The sequence below is a fragment of the Aliiglaciecola lipolytica genome (assembly GCF_018860635.1).
In the GTDB taxonomy this organism is placed as follows: domain Bacteria; phylum Pseudomonadota; class Gammaproteobacteria; order Enterobacterales; family Alteromonadaceae; genus Aliiglaciecola; species Aliiglaciecola lipolytica_A.
Map to the genome: position 1 here is coordinate 62,947 of NZ_JAHKPT010000006.1, position 19,103 is coordinate 82,049.

At 40.3% G+C, this 19,103-nt stretch carries 17 protein-coding genes; 9 read left to right on the forward strand and 8 right to left on the reverse strand.

Features of this window, described 5'->3' with window-relative positions:
* The first annotated feature begins 30 nt into the window (after positions 1-30).
* On the forward strand, positions 31-837 hold the full coding sequence (locus KO530_RS02715) for a M48 family metallopeptidase (RefSeq protein ID WP_216046865.1): 807 nt from the start codon (positions 31-33) through the stop codon (positions 835-837).
* An 89-nt stretch (positions 838-926) separates the two neighbouring features.
* Here KO530_RS02715 and KO530_RS02720 read toward each other — a convergent pair whose 3' ends face one another.
* The gene (locus KO530_RS02720; protein WP_216046866.1) at positions 927-1,748 is read right to left on the reverse strand and encodes a mechanosensitive ion channel family protein; all 822 of its coding nucleotides are present in this window, start codon (positions 1,746-1,748) and stop codon (positions 927-929) included.
* A gap of 938 nt (positions 1,749-2,686) precedes the next feature.
* On the opposite strand from KO530_RS02720, the gene KO530_RS02725 reads away from it, so the two are divergent.
* The gene (locus tag KO530_RS02725; RefSeq protein ID WP_216046867.1) at positions 2,687-3,415 is read left to right on the forward strand and encodes a 16S rRNA (uracil(1498)-N(3))-methyltransferase; all 729 of its coding nucleotides are present in this window, start codon (positions 2,687-2,689) and stop codon (positions 3,413-3,415) included.
* Positions 3,416-3,503: 88 nt separating this feature from the next.
* The gene (locus KO530_RS02730; protein ID WP_216046868.1) at positions 3,504-4,973 is read left to right on the forward strand and encodes a sensor histidine kinase; all 1,470 of its coding nucleotides are present in this window, start codon (positions 3,504-3,506) and stop codon (positions 4,971-4,973) included.
* Here KO530_RS02730 and KO530_RS02735 read toward each other — a convergent pair.
* Together KO530_RS02735 and KO530_RS02740 are read right to left on the reverse strand one after the other, a co-directional pair.
* Entirely contained in the window at positions 4,944-5,594 is a 651-nt protein-coding gene (locus KO530_RS02735; RefSeq protein WP_216046869.1) for a response regulator, read from the reverse strand. The two genes, KO530_RS02730 and KO530_RS02735, sit on opposite strands and share 30 nt — an antisense overlap.
* Positions 5,591-6,730, reverse strand: a complete 1,140-nt coding sequence (locus tag KO530_RS02740; RefSeq protein ID WP_216046870.1) for a sensor histidine kinase — start codon at positions 6,728-6,730, stop codon at positions 5,591-5,593. Before KO530_RS02740 ends, KO530_RS02735 begins: the two co-directional genes overlap by 4 nt.
* A 220-nt stretch (positions 6,731-6,950) precedes the next feature.
* Here KO530_RS02740 and KO530_RS02745 point away from each other — a divergent pair, with 220 nt between their 5' ends.
* A complete protein-coding gene (locus tag KO530_RS02745; RefSeq protein ID WP_216046871.1) occupies positions 6,951-7,685 on the forward strand; it encodes a hypothetical protein in 735 nt (244 codons plus the stop codon).
* On the opposite strand, the gene KO530_RS02750 is transcribed toward KO530_RS02745, so the two are convergent.
* Complete coding sequence (locus KO530_RS02750; RefSeq protein WP_216046872.1) at positions 7,682-8,863, reverse strand: XylR family transcriptional regulator; 1,182 nt, start codon at positions 8,861-8,863, stop codon at positions 7,682-7,684. The two genes, KO530_RS02745 and KO530_RS02750, sit on opposite strands and share 4 nt — an antisense overlap.
* A gap of 183 nt (positions 8,864-9,046) precedes the next feature.
* On the opposite strand from KO530_RS02750, the gene xylB reads away from it, so the two are divergent.
* Positions 9,047-10,507, forward strand: a complete 1,461-nt coding sequence (gene xylB / locus KO530_RS02755; RefSeq protein WP_216046873.1) for a xylulokinase — start codon at positions 9,047-9,049, stop codon at positions 10,505-10,507.
* 150 nt (positions 10,508-10,657) lie between these two features.
* Positions 10,658-11,977 (forward strand): xylose isomerase, encoded by a 1,320-nt coding sequence (gene xylA / locus KO530_RS02760; RefSeq protein ID WP_216046874.1) that lies wholly within the window; start codon positions 10,658-10,660, stop codon positions 11,975-11,977.
* A gap of 123 nt (positions 11,978-12,100) precedes the next feature.
* Here xylA and KO530_RS02765 read toward each other — a convergent pair whose 3' ends face one another.
* From KO530_RS02765 to KO530_RS02780, 4 genes are all read right to left on the reverse strand, one after another.
* Positions 12,101-12,874: a ThuA domain-containing protein gene (locus KO530_RS02765; protein WP_216046875.1), complete on the reverse strand. Its 774-nt coding sequence runs from the start codon at positions 12,872-12,874 to the stop codon at positions 12,101-12,103.
* Between the two features lie 78 nt (positions 12,875-12,952).
* The gene (locus tag KO530_RS02770) at positions 12,953-14,350 is read right to left on the reverse strand and encodes a sugar porter family MFS transporter (protein ID WP_289847857.1); all 1,398 of its coding nucleotides are present in this window, start codon (positions 14,348-14,350) and stop codon (positions 12,953-12,955) included.
* Positions 14,351-14,511: 161 nt separating this feature from the next.
* Positions 14,512-15,615, reverse strand: coding sequence for a glycoside hydrolase family 43 protein (locus KO530_RS02775; protein WP_252728761.1), 1,104 nt, complete (start codon positions 15,613-15,615; stop codon positions 14,512-14,514).
* Positions 15,616-15,843: 228 nt separating this feature from the next.
* Positions 15,844-16,296, reverse strand: coding sequence for an Lrp/AsnC family transcriptional regulator (locus tag KO530_RS02780; protein WP_303500535.1), 453 nt, complete (start codon positions 16,294-16,296; stop codon positions 15,844-15,846).
* Positions 16,297-16,419: 123 nt separating this feature from the next.
* On the opposite strand from KO530_RS02780, the gene cysK reads away from it, so the two are divergent.
* The 3 genes from cysK (at position 16,420) to KO530_RS02795 (ending at position 19,102) form a co-directional block, all read left to right on the forward strand.
* A complete protein-coding gene (cysK, locus tag KO530_RS02785) occupies positions 16,420-17,400 on the forward strand; it encodes a cysteine synthase A (protein ID WP_216046957.1) in 981 nt (326 codons plus the stop codon).
* 192 nt (positions 17,401-17,592) lie between these two features.
* Positions 17,593-18,558, forward strand: coding sequence for a glutathione synthase (gene gshB, locus KO530_RS02790; protein WP_216046877.1), 966 nt, complete (start codon positions 17,593-17,595; stop codon positions 18,556-18,558).
* Positions 18,545-19,102: a YqgE/AlgH family protein gene (locus tag KO530_RS02795; RefSeq protein WP_216046878.1), complete on the forward strand. Its 558-nt coding sequence runs from the start codon at positions 18,545-18,547 to the stop codon at positions 19,100-19,102. The genes gshB and KO530_RS02795 overlap by 14 nt, the downstream gene beginning before the upstream one ends.
* Position 19,103: the final 1 nt, after the last annotated feature.

A 19,103-nucleotide genomic window follows, 5' to 3' on the forward strand; every position in this document is an offset into this window, starting at 1 on the left:
GTGCAGTTAACGGGAAATCGGAAATCATTTATGTTTAAACACATCTCCAAAACATGTCTAGCAGCTACCATTAGCGCAGTATTACTAACGGCTTGTTCTACCTCTCCCACAGGCAGGTCCCAATTAAAGCTCTACTCTAAAGATCAATTAGCGGATATGGGAGCGCAAGCTTTCGATGGTATGAAAATAGAACAGAAAGTCTCGCAACAAGGAGTAGATAATCAATATGTTTCTTGTGTTGCAGGCTTCATAACCAAACATGTGCCTAGCAGTGTCTTTGATGGCCAATGGGAGCTGGTAGTTTTTGAAGACGATCAAGTTAACGCCTTCGCGTTGCCAGGGGGAAAGATTGGTGTTTACACTGGGCTGCTTAAAGTAGCTCAAAATCAAGATCAATTGGCCGCTGTTATCGGTCATGAAGTTGGCCATGTTATTGCTGAACATGGAAATGAAAGAATGTCCAATTCGGCGCTAATCGGCATAGGTTTAGAGGCGACCAATCAAATCTTAAATGCTAAACAAGTGGCAAATAGCAACATGATTATGGCTGGTATTGGTTTAGGGGTTCAAGTCGGTGTACAACTGCCATTTAGCCGCACTCACGAGACTGAAGCCGATCTAATAGGCTTAGAGTTGATGGCAAGAGCTGGGTTTGACCCTACTCAGTCGGTTGAATTATGGAAGAATATGGACAAGGCAAGTGATGGACAACGGACTTCTGAATTTATGTCTACTCACCCCTCCCCCACAACGCGGATTGAAACCCTTACGGCCAATATGTCGGCAGCACAAGCATTGGCGAATCAAGCAACCGATAAACCGAACTGTAAAATGTAATTTCCCGTAAATGTAACTATCCGTATCGAGTTAATTTTAGTTAAAAAAAATACCCCTAATTAGGGGCATTTTTTATATTTAACGGAAGATTACTCTTCTGTTTTATGTAAATGCACATCCATTTGTGGGAATGGAATGCTAATGCCTTCTTGGTCAAAGCGAAGTTTAACCGCTTCAGTGAAGTCAAATTTAACAGCCCAGTAGTCAGCAGAAGCTACCCAAGGACGAACGATAAAGTTAACACTGCTATCTGCCAATTCTGAAACAGCAACTGTAGGCGCAGGATCTTTTAGGATACGCTCATCAGCATTAACCATTTCAATAAGCACTTCTTTAGCTTTCTTAAGATCAGCGTCGTAACCGATACCAACAACCATATCCACTCGACGAGTTTCTTTTGCTGATACGTTTACAATGTTACCGCTATAGATAGCACCGTTTGGAACAATAATTTCTTTGTTATCAGGCGTTGTCATTACTGTAGTGAAGATAGTGATATCTTTAACTACACCAGCAGTACCAGCTGCTTCGATGAAATTTCCGCGAGTAAATGGGCGGAAAACAAGCAACATCACACCTGCAGCAAAATTCTGTAAAGAACCTTGTAGTGACAAACCAATTGCCAAACCTGCAGCACCTAAAATTGCAACTAAGGACGTAGTATCTACACCTAGTTGGTCTAATGAGGCAACAATAACAAACAACATTAAAATAGCGTTAACTATGGCCTTTAAAAAGTCGACAAGCATGTCGTCATATTTAGAGCGAGCCATAACTTTGCCAAACACATTGACAAGAATTCCAACAACCATTTTACCGATAATGTAAATGATGACGGCGAACAATATGTTCAGCCCCCAAGGAATTACATAAGTTTCAACTAACTCTGATACATTTATATCTTCAAGCATTTTTTGTTTCTCCCGAACATTTTTTAATTCTTTGAATAGCGATAGTCCTACACCAAAAGAAAGCCTTTTCATTTATTTGGCTAACATCACTACTTGGTAATTAGTGGGACGACGAAATAATAAAGGAAACAACAAGATATGCACCCTTTTTTTGTCAAATTAGACTAATGTATATGTCGCAATTTAGCGTCATAGACTAAAGTTTAATTCGCTTAATTCTTTTAATCATTTAGAGTGTTGTCATTGAATTGTCAAAAATCAAAGTTACTTTATCCCTCGGATTTGAAGGCTTCGACATTCAATATCTTGGATTTTATTTCAGAATTTGTTCAACATATTTTTGTATTAAAACAAAATTTTTATCACTGTTTAATATTAAGAACAGGTAGCTGAACTCCTTTTAAAAATGTTGGTTATTTACAAATACCTGAATTTGTTAGGGTTTTACTAATGTTTATTTTTTAAGCATTTTAAACTCTACTTTAGTTAATAGAAGTGCTATGCTATTCGCCCCTTAATTAAGGGTTCTTAGTAATATTTTTAAAGGAATTGAAAATGTTAATTCTCTCTCTTATCTTCGTTAGTTTGATAATTCTATTGGTCTTTTGCCTTGCTAAAGATACGGGTGAACACACTGCGTTTGCGCGCAAGAATGCTTCTATTAATAATCAGCAGGAATCTACTGATAGCTCGCACAATAGAATGACTTCAACTAAAACGTTAAATGCCAACTAACAATAGCCAAGATTTATTCTTCTCTATGATTGATTAATTCAAATGCGGTGACAAAATCACCGCATTTGATTTGAAAATCACTGGCTTTGCTTATTAATTAAATAGACTTACTTGGTTGTTTGCCAATGGTCGGTAATTCTTTAGTTGAGATACCTTCTACTTGATATACCATATAGTGCATTGTTAACTGCTGTTGTAATCCCATGCGAATTCCAAGAATTTATCACCCCGACTTACTCATTGTTGATCAGATTATTGATCTCACCCCTGATGCTGCAAACCATATAGTCAGTGTTCTGCGTCTAAACGAAGGTCACCCATTAGTGCTGTTTAATGGCGATGGCAACGAATATAGCGCTGAACTAGTGACTGCCAAAAAACGTCAAGCAAAGGTGTTAATTGACGCAAAACTGTCTATCAACGTCGAATCCACATTAAATATTCATTTAGGTCAAGGTGTCTCACGAGGCGACAGAATGGATATGGCAATTCAAAAAGCAGTTGAACTCGGTGTCACTGAAATTACGCCATTGATCACCGAAAGATGTGGCGTGAAATTATCAGCTGAACGCTGGGAAAAAAAATGCCAGCAATGGCAAAAGTTAATTATTTCAGCCTGTGAACAATGTGGTAGAAATCAAATTCCCACATTACATCCATGCACATCGATTCATGAATGGACAAAACAATCCACCACACAGCTTCGATTAACCTTACATCCCAGAGCTGAAAAGAGTATTAAACACTTATCAATCCCCTCCAGTGGAGTTAAATTATTGATAGGACCAGAAGGTGGATTTACCGAGTCTGAAATCTATGCCACTGAGCAAGTTGGCTTTCAAACAGTGCAAATGGGTCCTCGAGTGTTAAGAACGGAAACCGCAGCGATTGCCGCTATAGCGGCCTTGCAAGCTATTCACGGTGACCTTTAACGAGCAAATTTAGCGTAGACAGCAGCGGCTTTTATGCTACATTGTTTAAAATTGCTACTAACGGATTAAGAATAAAGCAATCATTAATATGAAATCTCACAAGGTTATCAACATTCGCGGTGCAAGCAATTACACGCATTTGAAGCGACATAATGCGATTGAGTCCGGTCGCATAAATGCGTTAGACATGTTGGTTAATGGTAATCCCCTCGAAGAAGTCCTAAGCGAATTAGTATCAAGTCTAGAATCTGCAACGACAGGGCTTAAATGTTTGATTAGCTTGTTAGATAGCTCACGCACTGTGCTAAACCCATTCGTTGGGCCAAGTTTACCACTGCCGCTTCTGGAGGCTTTAAAAAATCAAAAGGTATTTCCTGCTGCAACAACTTGCGCTGTAGCAATAGGCAAAAGAGAATTAGCCGTAAGTGAAGATATTATTCAAGATCCCCACTGGCATAAATTACAAAATGTCGCCATTGCTTGCGGTATACGCTGCTGTTGGTCACAACCGATCATTTCCCCTAATGGCGAAGTGTTTGGCACATTTTCTATGTTTTTTCCGACCTCCGGAGTCCCTGAACAAGACGATATAGACTCCTTGACCTACGAGGCTCAAATTGTCTCAATTATTCTTGAACGAGCTAACAACATTCAACAACTGAAAGAAACCAATGCCGAATTAGAAAGACGAGTTGAAGAACGAACACAAGAATTAACCAATACCAATCATATGTTGAAAAAGGCGTTAGATCAGCGCAACGAGGTACAAAACCAATTAGTCGAATTAGAAAATATGGCGGCTTTGGGAACCATGATGTCGAGTCTAACGCATGAGATCAATACACCAACAGGTGTTGCTATCACAGCGATTTCCTACTTACGCAGTATTCTGAGCAAGACGACACAAGCCTTTCAACAAGAACAACTGAAACGGTCCGAGTTAAAACAATTTTTTGCCGCTACCGAAGAGAGTGTTGATATTGTTGAACGCAATTTGATTCGCTCTACTCAGTTAATTAAAACCTTCAAACAACTTTCCTTAGACCAGCACAGTCAAGAAGCTCGTAAAATTAATCTTATTAGTTACGTAAATGAAATTTTATTGACCCTGAAACCACGCTTAAAGCGCTCCAATCAAAAATTTTGTTTTGACATAGATCCTGAATTGGAAGTCTATAGTAATCCCGGTGCGATTAGCCAATTACTGATAAATCTGATTATGAACTCTGTGCAACACGGTTTTGACGCAAAGCAAATTGGTCATATTTTCTTTAAAATAAGGGTTATCGAGCAAGCGATAGGTCAACCGATGTTAGAGCTAATATACAAAGATAACGGTTGTGGGATGTCAGAATATACGATTGAAAACTTATACAAACCATTTTTTACCAGCGCTCGGCACAATGGCGGTTCTGGTTTGGGTATGCACATATGTTACGACATTGTGGTTAAAGTATTAGCTGGGCACATTGATTGTAAATCTAAAATTGGAAAAGGCGTCGAATTCACGGTTACCTTTCCGGTTAGTTTAGATAAACCCGAGCTCGATAGCTTTTAAAACAGCACGAGTGCGATCGCGCACGCCTAATTTATCTAATACATTCGAAACCTGATTTTTAACCGTACCTTCAGATTTAAACATCAACTCGGAGATTTCACGATTACTGCAACCAGCAGCAATTAATCGCAATATTTCAACTTCTTTAGCACTAAGAGGAATCGGGGCGATAGAGCTTTCAAACGCAGTTTCTTTACCTTGCAGACTTTTTAATACACGCTGCGTAAGGCCAGGTTGAATTAATGTTTCTCCGCTATGTACTTTAACAATAGCCTCGACCAAGGTTTCTAACGATACATCCTTCAGTAAATACCCTTTCGCCCCCGCTTGAATAGCTTGGATAACAAGCTGATGTTCATCAAAAGTTGTGAGCATAATCACTGGTGGAATTTCTGCTGGTGCCTTCAGATTTAAGGCTTCAACCGTTTCAATTCCATTCATGATTGGCATCCGAATATCCATGAGTACGACATCGGGCTTATGTGTTGCAATGATATTCAATGCACTTTTGCCATCGGCTGCTTCTGCAACAATGTTGATCTCCGGCGCTAGCGACAAAAGGCTTTTAATCCCTTCACGGACCAAGGTTTGGTCGTCTACAACCATCACATTAATACTCATGTTAGCTCCGGTAATTCTATTTTTGTGCGAAACCCTGTTGCCGTTAGTGCAGTATCGATAGTTCCTCCAAGGTTAACGATTCTTTCGCGCATCCCAATCAAACCATTACCCTCTTGTATTTTATTTTGCTGTTTTTGCCTACCGTCGTCATACATTGTCAGCTGGACAGTATTATTTTTGTGGGCTAATTGAATATTGAAATGCTTAGCATTACTGTGACGCAACGTATTAGTAACAGACTCTTGCACACTGCGTAAAATGGCTTCTGCTACATTAACATCGGATATATTCAAATTAACTTCAATATCTAGTGTAATTCGCAGGTTAGGTACATCATCTAATAGCGCATGAAGGGCCTGACTTAATTCGATATGCGACTTTTCACGAATTTCAGAAACGGCTTCGCGAACATCACTTAATAATAGTTTAGCTAAACCGTGGCATTGTTGAATTTTAGCCTGAGCTTCACCATCTGAAATCCGAGAAGCCACCTGTAAATTAATCGTCAATGCAGTCAAATGGTGTCCTAGTAAATCATGAATATTACGAGCAATACGTACTCGCTCCGCTTGTTTTGATGCCTCTCCTAACAACCTTTGAGTTGCCATTAATTCACGATTAAGCTCCATCGCCTGTTCGGTTGCGCGTTTCTCTTTAATATTTGCATTTACCATGACAAGGGCAAAAATATTAAACGTCCAGAATAGCAACGCAGATAGCATTGCCGAATCCACGTGCCAATAAAAATACATTATTACCCAAAAGGGTGCCGACCAAATGGGCGACGTAACCAAGGTTTGTTTGAATGGCATAAAATAGGGTAATTGAGCACTCCAAATGGTAACCAAAATCGCCACAAAGGTGAAAGGAGTCAAAAATGCAAGAGATACAATAGCGATATATTGAACTGCTATTAAAATCAGGCGATAAGCCATGTCATTGCGATATTTGTTATCGGATATCGCAACCATGAAAGACACTATGTAAATAATTAATGCGACACCGGTAACAAGCATTATTTGAGCGGAATAATTTCCTGAACTCAGCATTAAAAACATCACAATGCCACTTACCACAGCCCATGGAAAAACGGCTGAGAGATTTTCAATATTAAAAAATTGTTTAAAGTTTTGCATTTAGTAACCACGATAGGGTTGTGATAACCCAGATACTGACGCCATTCGATACCTTGAGTATGAACAATCTTTGAGTTGAACACTATAGGCCAAAAGTCATGTTTTAGATTGTGACTTTTGGCACTAAACAAAAAATCAAGAATACCTAAACTGGATTCAAATTAAATCAGATAGTTTATCGATTATTTGAATTTAGCATATTGTCTTATTGGAGATTGAAATGGCAACTTTACACAGTATTTTATTTTCAGCGCATATCATTTTAGGAACTATGGCTCTCATTGTATTTTGGATTCCTCTAGTCTCGTTAAAAGGAAGTCTTAATCACAAAAAATTTGGTCGCTACTATAGTTGGACGATGTATGCCGTTGCTTGTTCAGGTGCACTCATGGCAATACTGGTGATCTATGATCCACTTGCAATAAAAGGCCATTTAATGACAGAAGAAACTGATCCGCAAAACTTCACGGCCAGTTTACGTATTTTTTGGGGGTTTCTGTTGTACTTGAGTTTAATTACTTATAGCAGTATTCGCCAAGGCGAAGCGGTTTTAAAACACAAAAACAACCCTGAAGCGCTGCGCAGGTTCAGTCATATTATGCCACTTGTATTACTTATAATAGGTGGTGGTATAACAACCGTTAACGGTTTGTTGAATCACACAACCTTGCATATTACTTTTGGAATATTGGGCTGTGGAATAGGTTTTAGCATGCTGCGTTTTTGCCTAAAGCAACAACATTCTCAAAAGCAATGGATAATCGAGCATTTAAGCGCCATGATCGGCTCAGGAATTGGTGCCTATACTGCGTTTATTGCATTTGGCGGTCGACATATTTTTAGCCATTTAGGAGATGCGCAAATCATCTTTTGGGTTGCTCCAGGGGTAATCGGCGGTCTTGCAATATTTTTACTATCAAAAAATTATGGCAATACCGCTTCCCTACAGGATTAAATTGCGCTTTGCTGGGCGTGTTGCTCCCTGTATTCTTTTGGAGTTTGATCAAAGTGTTTGCGGAACACAGCGTACATATATTGTAGAGACGGATAGCCGCACATAGCCGCGATTTCTGAGGTTTGATTTTCTCCAGATTTTAACATAGAGCACGCTTTTTCCAGTTTCTCATTATGGATTTCATTGTGAATACTATGACCACGTTCTTCATAAAAACGAGTTTCTAAATTTGAGCGAGAAATACCAACATAATCAAGTACTTGATCAACTTTGATACCTCTACAAGCATTTTGTCGAATAAAATGCATCGCTTGGATCACATGGGGGTCTTTTAACGCTTTAAAGTCGGTAGATTGTCTTTGCGCAACACCGACAGGAGGAACCATCACAATCTTATTTTTAAGATTCGGATTATCTAAACGACGATGCAATAATTTGGCAGCTTGAAAGCCCATTTCGAAGCAGCCTTGGGTCACCGAACTCAAACTAATTCGACTCAAATTACGAGCAATATCGTCATCATCTATGCCGACAATCGAAATCTGGTCTGGTACCAACTTACCCGTATGATCACAAGCTTGGAGTAAATGTCGAGCGCGTGCATCAGTTACCGAAATAACACCGACTGGATTAGGCAAGCTTTGCAACCAATCAGATAATCTATTCATAGAATATTGCCAAGTTTCTGGACGAGTAGGATGTCCACGATAAATAGCGCAATCGAAGCCATCTTCTTTACACAGTTTAACCACCGCTTTTTCTCGCTCGGTGGCCCAACGATGGTTATCATCAGGTGGAAAACCGTAAAATGCGAAACGCTCTAAGCCCTTTTGTTTTAAATGTTCATAGGCACATTTCACCACAGCCAAATTATCGGTAGCAACATAAGGAACATTGGGATAATCATTCTCATTTTCGTAAGAACCGCCCACACCAATAATCGGAATATTGATACCTTCAACGGCTTTTTGAATTGTTGGCGCATCAAAATCAGCGATAATCCCATCACCAACCCAATCATTAATATTGTCAATTCTGGCCAAAAAATCTTCTTCTAGATAAACATCCCAATCGACTTTAGATGACTGTAAATAATGGCCTATGCCTTCAATTACCTGACGGTCATATACTTTGTTCGCATTGAAAAGTAATGAAATACTGTGCTTTGCCTTAAACATCAAACACCTCTTTACACAAAAAGTTTTATTACGTTTTTGTTGATTGAGCTTATATTAATAGCAAATTTGGTAAAAAGAACCTAGACAACAGATTACGAAATTTAATAATTAAATAACATAATTGTTACAAATTGGGCTGTCGTAAAAGATGCACAGACATTTTTTAAACATACTGAGATCAATATGTACCTTGGCGTTGATTTAGGCACTTCGGGCATTAAAATTATTTTAATGGACGAAATCGGCAATATTATAGATAGTGAATCAGAAGCTCTTCAGGTTTCTCGTCCTAAACATTTATGGTCAGAGCAGGACCCGCAACATTGGTGGTCAGCCTGTGACGCTGCTATGCAAAAATTAGCTAAGCGTAACCAGATGCAGCAAATTAAAAGTATTGGCTTATCTGGACAAATGCATGGTGCGACCTTTTTAGATAGCGAAAATAATATCATTCGTCCAGCCATTTTATGGAATGACGGGCGCTGCCAAGCCCAATGCGAAGAACTGGAAAGTAAAATCCCAAATTGCCACCAAATTACCGGTAATTTGATGATGCCCGGCTTTACTGCCCCCAAACTATTGTGGGTTCAGCAAAATGAACCTGAGCAGTTCGCCAAGATTGCAAAAGTACTATTACCTAAAGACTATTTACGCTTCCTGTTAACCGGAGATTTTGCCTCTGATATGTCTGATGCAGCAGGAACTATGTGGCTAGATGTTGAGGCTCGTGACTGGCATCAAGATATGTTAGCGGCCTGTGGTTTAAGCATCGAACAAATGCCCAAATTATATGAAGGTAACGGGATTACTGGACACTTAAGTGCGCATTTAGCAGAGCGTTGGAATATGCAATCTGTACCTGTAATCGCAGGCGGTGGTGATAATGCTGCCGGCGCAGTGGGAGTGGGTTTGGTAAAACCTGGCCAAGCAATGATTTCTCTAGGTACATCTGGAGTGTACTTTTTAGTATCAGAAGGATTTAAAGCCAACCCTCAAATGGCGGTGCATAGTTTTTGTCATGCCATACCAAATACCTGGCACTTAATGTCAGTAATGTTAAGTGCCGCTAGCTGCTTACAATGGTTTGCCGAGGACGTTGTAAAATCAAATGTGATCGACCTACTAGCTGAATTGGAGTCTGACTCAAGTGCATTTGATGTAACACAAGCCCCCATTTTTCTGCCCTATTTGAGCGGAGAAAGAACACCTCACAATAATCCCCATGCACAAGGTACTTTTTTTGGTTTAACCAATGAAAGTAATCAAGCTAGTTTCACTCACGCCATTTTAGAAGGTGTGAGTTTCGCTTTTGCAGATGGAGTGGAGGCAGTGCATGCTTCTGGTGCTCAGGCGACTGAAATCACCTTAATTGGCGGTGGCGCAAAAAGCCCGTATTGGCGTCAACTATTGGCCGATGTATTAAATACAAAGATTACATTTCGTAAAGGCGGTGACGTCGGTCCAGCATTAGGTGCGGCAAGACTAGCAAAAATGGCCGTCCACCCTGAACTGACATTAGAAGATGTATGTCCTGAACCTGAGATTGTCGAAATCCACCAGCCGAATCCAGACATGGTAGCCATTTATAAACCCCGACGAGATAAGTTTAAGAAACTTTACCCAGTTCTTAAGGAACTATTTTAAATGTTTGCGCGCATCTAGCTTGTTAAGACAACTTTGAGCAAAAAGCACAAAAGTCTAAGCACAATTCGTAATTGTTAGATGCGTAATAAACATCCACTATTCACTCTATATTCGCAGCAGTAATTATTTAATTTTTAGCAGGAGACCCTAATGTCCCAATATTTCGAAAACATTGAAAAGATAAAATATGAAGGAGTGGACTCAGACAATCCACTGGCGTTTCATCACTATAACCCTGACCAGATCATTCTAGGTAAAAGCATGAAAGATCATCTGCGTTTTGCAGCGTGTTACTGGCATAATTTCTGTTGGGATGGTGCTGATGTTTTTGGTCAAGGTACCTTTGGTCGTCCTTGGTTAAAACCTGGTGACCCCATGGCGCGCGCGAAACAAAAAGCTGACGTTGCATTTGAGTTTTTTAACAAACTGAATGTTCCTTTCTATTGCTTTCACGATATAGACGTTTCCCCAGAAGGTAACTCTATCAAAGAATATACTGAAAACTTTGCGCAAATGGTGGATGTGTTAGAAGCCAAGCAAGAAGAATCAGGCGTCAAGTTATTATGGGGCACAGCTAACTTGTTCAGTAACCCGAGGTACGCAGCTGGTGGGGCAACAAACCCGAATCCAGAAGTGTTCACCTACGGTGCAACTCAAGTCTTTCATGCCATGAATGCAACCAAGCGACTTGGCGGTGAAAACTACGTTTTATGGGGCGGCCGTGAAGGTTATGAAACCCTATTAAACACCGATTTACGTCAAGAGCGCGCCCAACTCGGTCGATTTATGCAAATGGTAGTTGAGCATAAACATAAAATCGGATTTAAAGGGGCCTTGTTAATTGAACCTAAACCACAAGAGCCAACGAAGCATCAGTATGATTATGACAGTGCAACGGTTTACGGCTTCTTAAAACAGTATGGTTTAGAGCAAGAGTTCAAGATGAATATCGAAGCGAACCACGCAACCTTAGCCGGTCACTCTTTCCATCATGAAATTGCCACAGCTGTATCCTTAGGTATCTTTGGAAGCATAGACGCAAACCGTGGTGACGCTCAAAATGGTTGGGATACAGATCAATTCCCTAATGCAGTAGAAGAATTGTCACTGATTATGTATGAAGTGCTTAAAGCCGGAGGTTTTACCACAGGCGGTTTGAATTTCGATACAAAATTGCGTAGACAAAGTTCTGATCCTATAGATTTATTCCACGGACATATTGGCGGCATGGATCACATGGCGTTGGGTTTGAAAAAAGCTGCTGAAATTATAAATAATGATTTCTTGTCCGCTAAAGTCAAAGAACGTTATGCAGGCTGGAACAAGAACTTAGGTAAAGAAATTATCGGTGGAGAGCACTCGTTGGAGTCATTAGCCAAGTTTGCGGTTGATAACTCGTTGGATCCAAAACATCAAAGTGGACAGCAAGAATTACTAGAAAATAAAGTGAATCGTGTGCTTTATGGTTAATCAGTAATGTTCTACTGATTACACCTCAATGATCAACAAGGCCTCTTAATTCGAGGCCTTTTTTATGTGCGCAGAATGCTTAACTCATCATTTCATTTATCGACCATGGGCTTAGCAGCCAACTTATTGACGAATACCTTTACCAGTAGATGCCCAGTAAATCCCGCCAAATAAGTGCTCCAGAAACGCACTATTTTCATAGACTGCTGGCAAATGTCCTAAGCTGGTATAAAAAGCACGACCACCATCCATTTCCTGATACCAAGCAATGGGATGAAACTCTCCCATTCCATCGCCTTTAACTCTTCCCCAATCGGCTTGTGGAGAGTAAGTTGATTCGTCTACCTGCAAAATATAATTCAAGTTGCTACTTAACTCTGGACCAAACTGATACCACTCATCTGTCCATAATGACACATCAGGCATCATCTCCAAGCCTGGAAAAGTGCGATCAATCACCGCCAACTCAGCGGTCTGAATAAGCGGATGAATCACAAACTGTCGGCCAACTAACTTCCCATACCATGGCCAATCGTATTCAGTGTCACTGGCGCTATGCACACCCACATATCCCTTGCCAGATTGGATAAATTGTTCAAATGCTTGCTGTTGTGACGAATTTAGAATGTCACCGGTGGTAAGTAAAAACATGACAACATCATACTGAGCAAGATCTTTTTGATTAAATACATTAGCATCTTCGTGCCAATCCATATCAAAATGATGCTTTTCAGACATTTTAGTTAGCGCATTTATTGCTTGATTCACTGAAGTATGATGAAAACCAGCCGTTTTGCTAAACACTAAAAGTTTAAATTGTTTGGCTTGTGCAGACATGCAAAACACAAATGTCACAACCAATACGGCAACTATGTTTACGCAATTTTTAACGCGCATAATATCTATCCTCTTTGAAGTCTCTAAAAACAAAAAGGGTGCAAACTAATTGCACCCTACAAAATCAAAAGTCAGTTCTTATCCAACCATGTCTTCCAATTCAGTACCTTTGGTTTCATGTACTAATTTAATCACAAACAGTACAGATATCAGCGCACATACGGCGTAAAAACCATAAGCGCCCGCTAAGCCAATACTAGTCAACATAATTGGGAAGGTCATGGTAATGGCAAAGTTAGCGCCCCACTGAAATAGTCCAGCAACCGCCAAACCAGAACCGCGAATTTGATTAGGGAACATTTCTCCCAACATTACCCACATTACCGGTCCCCATGAGAGGTTAAAGAAGAACACATATGCATTAGCAGACACCAACGCCAAGGTTCCTAAGCTGCCTAAATCTAAATTGCCGTTAGCATCGAAATCTGCAGTTGCGAAACAAAAAACCATTAACCCTAAAGTCAATGTCATGCCCATAGACCCTAAAGTTAATAAAGGTTTGCGTCCAATTTTATCAATTAACAACATGGTAATAACACAAGCTGCAATACTTACTGCCCCACTGATAATATTAATCAGTAACGCGTCTGACTCGGAAAAGCCAACGGCTTGCCACAGTACCGCACCATAATAGAAAACCACATTGATGCCGACCAGCTGTTGAAATACAGCTAAACCAATACCTACCCATACAATTTTTCTTACTTTTCCTGAGCTCTTATCCATTAAGTCAGCTAATTTAGGTTGATGGTCATCTGCTAAGGACGCCTCAATTTCAATTAACTTTTGCTCTCCTGCGCCTGCACCATATAAGCGGATAAGTACCTCTTTGGCTTTAGGTAATTGCTTTTTTATCACTAAAAAACGTGGGCTTTCTGGAATCAGTAACAAACTTCCTAAAAATAAAAATGCGGGCACTAACTCAATCCAAAACATCCAACGCCAAGCACTAAATCCCATCCATAAATCGGCTGTGGATACACCGGCCAAATCTGCAAGTAAGTAGTTACTAACGAATGCAGCAAACAAACCACTGATGATAGCAACCTGTTGAATGGTTGTGAGCATGCCGCGGAATCTTGCTGGTGCAATTTCACTGATGTAGGCGGGAGCCATAACCGACGCTGCGCCCACAGCCAAACCGCCTAAAATGCGATAAACAATGAACTCACCAGAAGTATCTGCGATTCCAGAACCCCAAGCACTGATAATGAAAAATATGGCTGCCAAAATTAAAATTGTTTTTCGCCCAAACAAATCCGCTAATCGTCCAGCAGAAAATGCGCCTATTGCACAACCCAGCAACATACTGGCGACGTTAAAACCAGTGCCAACGCTGTCTGAATTGAATGCGCTTTGTAATCCATCAACGGTACCGTTTATCACCCCGCTGTCGAAACCAAATAAAAAGCCGCCTATAGTCGCCACACAACTCACCATAATGATGAACAACATATTTTCTTTTTCTTGTACCAACGGAAGCTCCTGATTGTTTTAGTTGATTTTTACTCGGCAGCCGAAAATTATCCTATTGCCTTTCAATCACATAACACTGTTAAAGAGTTGTTAATCGATAGAGTATAGATAAGGCTCTAATTTTGGAAATAAAAAATAATTAAGATAAAACCATTACTAGATTAATTAATCGGATAAGGTTCAATGGTCTCGATACTGCCGTCGGCTAAATGCGTTAGCTTAGTCATTTTTACGCTACGCAAATGGGTTTGTCCTTTCGATAATTTGCTATCGTGATAAAACAAATACCATTGACCCGCATATTCCACAATCGAGTGATGATTGGTCCAACCCACAACTGGATTTAAAACAACTCCTTGGTAAACAAAGGGTCCCATAGGATTGTCGCCCACCGCATAGGCTATTTTATGAGTATCACCGGTTGAATAAGAAAAGTAATATTTGCCTTGGTATTTATGCACCCACGCCGCCTCAAAGAATCGTTTCTGGTTATCTCCTGCTTTGAGCGGACTGCCATCTTTATTCAGTAATACAACATCTTGCAATTGGCCTTCGATACTCAGCATATCGTTGGATAGCATAGCCACTTTAGGCATTAGCGCTGGCTCATCATCGTTTGGATATGTGTCGTGGGGCGAATAATGGCCCATTTGCCATCGTTGCAGTTGGCCTCCCCAAATACCTCCCACGTAAAGGTAATAGCTGCCATCAGTATCAGCAAATACCGCAGGATCAATACTGTAAACATCTTTGATTGGCTCGGCTTGAGCAATAAAAGGGCCGCTGGGAGTATCACTCATGGCTACGCCCACTCTAAATATATCCTGCTCATCCTTAGCCGGAAAATAAAGATAATACTTTCCATTTTTATAGGCTGCATCTGGTGCCCATAGCTGCTTTTTCGCCCAAGCAATGGAGTCTAATGACAATGCTTCCTCGTGTAGGGTTACCTCGCCTTTGGGGTTAATAGAGATAACTCTATAATCTCGCATAGCAAACCTAGCACCATCAGCGCTTCTTTCAATTCCTGATTCGATATCGTGGGAGGGGTAAACATAGATAGCGTCTTCAAACACATGTGCTGAAGGATCTGCTGTGTATATTTGTGTTAGTAGTTCGGTGTCAAATTGCACGCGAAAATCAGGAAATTTATCGTCGGCATGAGTGGCTGAGGAGCTGTTACCTTCGCAACCATTCATTGTCATCATCAGTATGACTAGCGAAGCAAAAATGCTCGGGCTCGCGCGGTTTAAAAAACGATTCATAATTGCATCCATGTGCGTTTAATCTAAGCGCGTCAATGCTCATTTAAACGAACATTTAGAGCGACTAACTTGCTGCTAGATTACCACTCATTTGCTCGATTCTGGTTTACATAAATTTCATAATGCTATTACAAATCATCACAATCTGGATGATTTAAGCTGATTAAGCTTTTCACTAAGGCATGCTTGAACAACAAAACATGAGTTACAAACAAAGTAACTCGATGCTTAAACAATAGGTAAGGTAGTCGTATATTTAATTTGTTCCATTGCAAAACTTGAAGTGACGTCAGATAAATCGATACCAGAGACCAACTTTTTGTAAAAAACATCAAATGCTTTTAGATCCTTAACCATCACTTTGAGCATATAATCGTATTCCCCACTCATACGATAAAACTCAACCACCTCTTCTAAATTACTAGCATGTACAGCAAACATTTTGAGCCATTTATCATCATGTTTTCCGGCTTTTACTTGCACAAATGCGGTGACGTTTAACCCAACTTTTTCACTGTTCAACAAGGCCACACGTCGGTTGATTACACCTTGTTTTTCAAGTAACTGAATACGTCTCCAACAGGGTGTATTGCTCAAACCGACCTGTTCAGCTATATGACTTACTGAAAGAGTTACGTCTTGTTGCATTAATCGCAAAATGCGCTTATCTATAGCATCCACAATGTTAATTACCTTACAAATTAGAATTAAATTCTAATATAAAGTAAATAAGTGAAATATTTTAGAATTTTTTACTTTTTTTGCATGTCAAACTAATTAAAAATCACAATGGATACAACGATTATGTTGGCAAGACAAAACATCATTCAACCGCAAGCGACTTTAACCGAAAACATACATGGCGATATTACCCAAACAATTGGCAATACGCCGTTAGTTAGATTGTCACGCATTATTGAAAATGCCGGGCTCGAATGTGATCTGGTTGCCAAGGTGGAATATTTTAATCCTGCTGGCTCTGTCAAAGATCGTCCAGCTTTGGCGATGATAGATGCGTTAATGGCCTCGGATGAGTTCACAGCAGATACCCACATCATTGAAGCAACATCGGGTAATAACGGGGTGGCATGTGCGTGGATTTGCGCAATCCGACAAATTCCATTAACTATTGTTATTCCAGAACACATGTCGATCGAACGTAGAAAGTTAATCCGTTTATATGGCGCAGAAGTTATTACCACACCTAAAGCGCTAGGTACTAAAGGTGCCATTGACCATGCGGCATTATTGGTTAGCCAGCAGCCAAACGCGGTTTCGTTAAATCAATTTTCAAATCAAGCCAATGTGGACACCCACTTTAATACCACTGCTCAGGAAATTTGGCGAGACAGCGGCGGAAATATTGATATATTTGTTGCCGGTGTAGGCACAGGAGGCACTATTACTGGTATTGCCAAAGCCCTCAAACAACTTAATTCGAACATCCAAATTGTTGCAGTGGAACCCAGCGCTTGTCCGGTGTTAAGTGAAGGGAAAAGTGGCGTGCATAAAATTCAAGGACTTAGCTCTGGTCATATCCCGGATATTTTAGATGTAAGCGTAATTGATGACATACAGACTATCAGTGACGATGATGCCGTTGAATACGCCAGAATGTTAGCCAGAGTTGAAGGAATTCCAGTAGGCATTTCATCAGGTGCCGCAGTATGTGCAGCCATGAGATTAGCTGCACTAGCAGAAAATAAAGGCAAAAGAATTGTGACCTTGTTCGCCGATACTGCAGAGCGTTATTTTAGTACTGATTTGTTTGCCCACTGCCAATAAAGCAAAAATAAATACAGCCAACTATTAACATCATTAACAGCACTTATTTTTGCAGGTTAGTGAACTGCGATTGTAAATATATTGGCAATTCTAAAAGATCTGTATTTTTTAGGTTGCCTTTCTCTTGAAATTTTTAGTCGTAGCACAAGATCTTAGGTATGATGAAATATTAACAATCAGCAAGGATCAATATTGGCTATTAAACTCGGGATCGTAATGGATCCGATTGAAAGCATAAATATCAAAAAAGACACCAGTTTTGCGATGCTTTTGGATGCCCAAAAACGCGGGTATGAGATTATCTATATGGAAATGTCTGACCTGTACATTGATAACGGTGTTCCCATGGCACAAATGCGGCCTTTGAAAGTCATCAAAGACCCACAAAAGTGGTTTGAATTAGGTGAATCAAAGAATCTCAACTTGGCAGAGCTTGATGTTATTTTAATGCGCAAAGATCCGCCTTTTGATAGTGAATTTCTGTACTCAACACATATATTTTCTTTAGCTGAACAAGCTGGCACTTTAGTCGTTAATCGCTCCTCCAGTTTACGTGACTTTAATGAGAAGTTGTTTACTTCATGGTTCCCAGATTTAATTCCAGATACATTGGTCACCCGCAATTCAGCGTTGATCCGTGAATTCCATAAAAAGCATCAGGACATCATTTGTAAACCATTAGATGGTATGGGTGGTACATCTATTTTTCGCGTCACCCCAGATGGCACGAACTTGGGTGTGATCATGGAAACCTTGACTAACAATGGTTCCACTTATGCGATGTTTCAGCGCTACATGCCAGAAATAAAAGACGGTGACAAACGAATACTGATTATTGATGGACAGGTTGTTCCCTATTGTCTTGCTCGCTTACCGACTAAGGGCGAAACCCGCGGAAATTTAGCCGCTGGCGGAACAGGAAGACCACAACCCTTGTCTGAATCGGATAAACAAATAGCCGAAAAGATAGCTCCGTTGCTGGTTGAAAAAGGCTTAATCTTTGTAGGCCTTGATGTCATAGGCGATCGAATTACCGAAATTAATGTCACCAGTCCCACTTGTGTTCAAGAAATTGAAGCCGCATATGATGTCAACATTACAGGTATGTTATTCGATGCTATTGAAAAACGTTTAGGTGAAAGTAATGCAAAGCTTTGAACATCATTTATTGGTCGCAATGCCAAGTTTAGATGATCCGTATTTTGCCCGTTCTCTAACTTACATTTGTGAACACAATGACAAAGGCGCTATGGGTTTGGTGATTAATCAGCCGATCGGTATGAGCTTACAAGAATTAATCACCCAAGCAGATAAAGACGCCATAGTATTGGCAGAAAAAGCAGATGAAATTGTTTTGGCTGGCGGTCCTGTGAGTCAAGACCGTGGTTTTATCTTGCACACAACCCAACCAGGTTGGAGTTCAAGTTTACAACTCACATCGGAAATCATGATCACCACCTCCAAAGATATACTATCGGCGCTTGGTAATGAAAAAGCCCCAGCTAAATCCTTAGTGACCCTAGGTTACGCCGGTTGGACTGCGGGGCAACTTGAAGAAGAAGTGCAAAACAATTCATGGTTGATAGTGGAAGCGGATGAGGAATTATTATTCGACGTCCCTATCCACAAAAAATGGGAAGAAGCTGTTCGCAAACTTGGCATAGACGTTTGGCAACTGGGTCCGGATGCGGGTCATGCTTAAA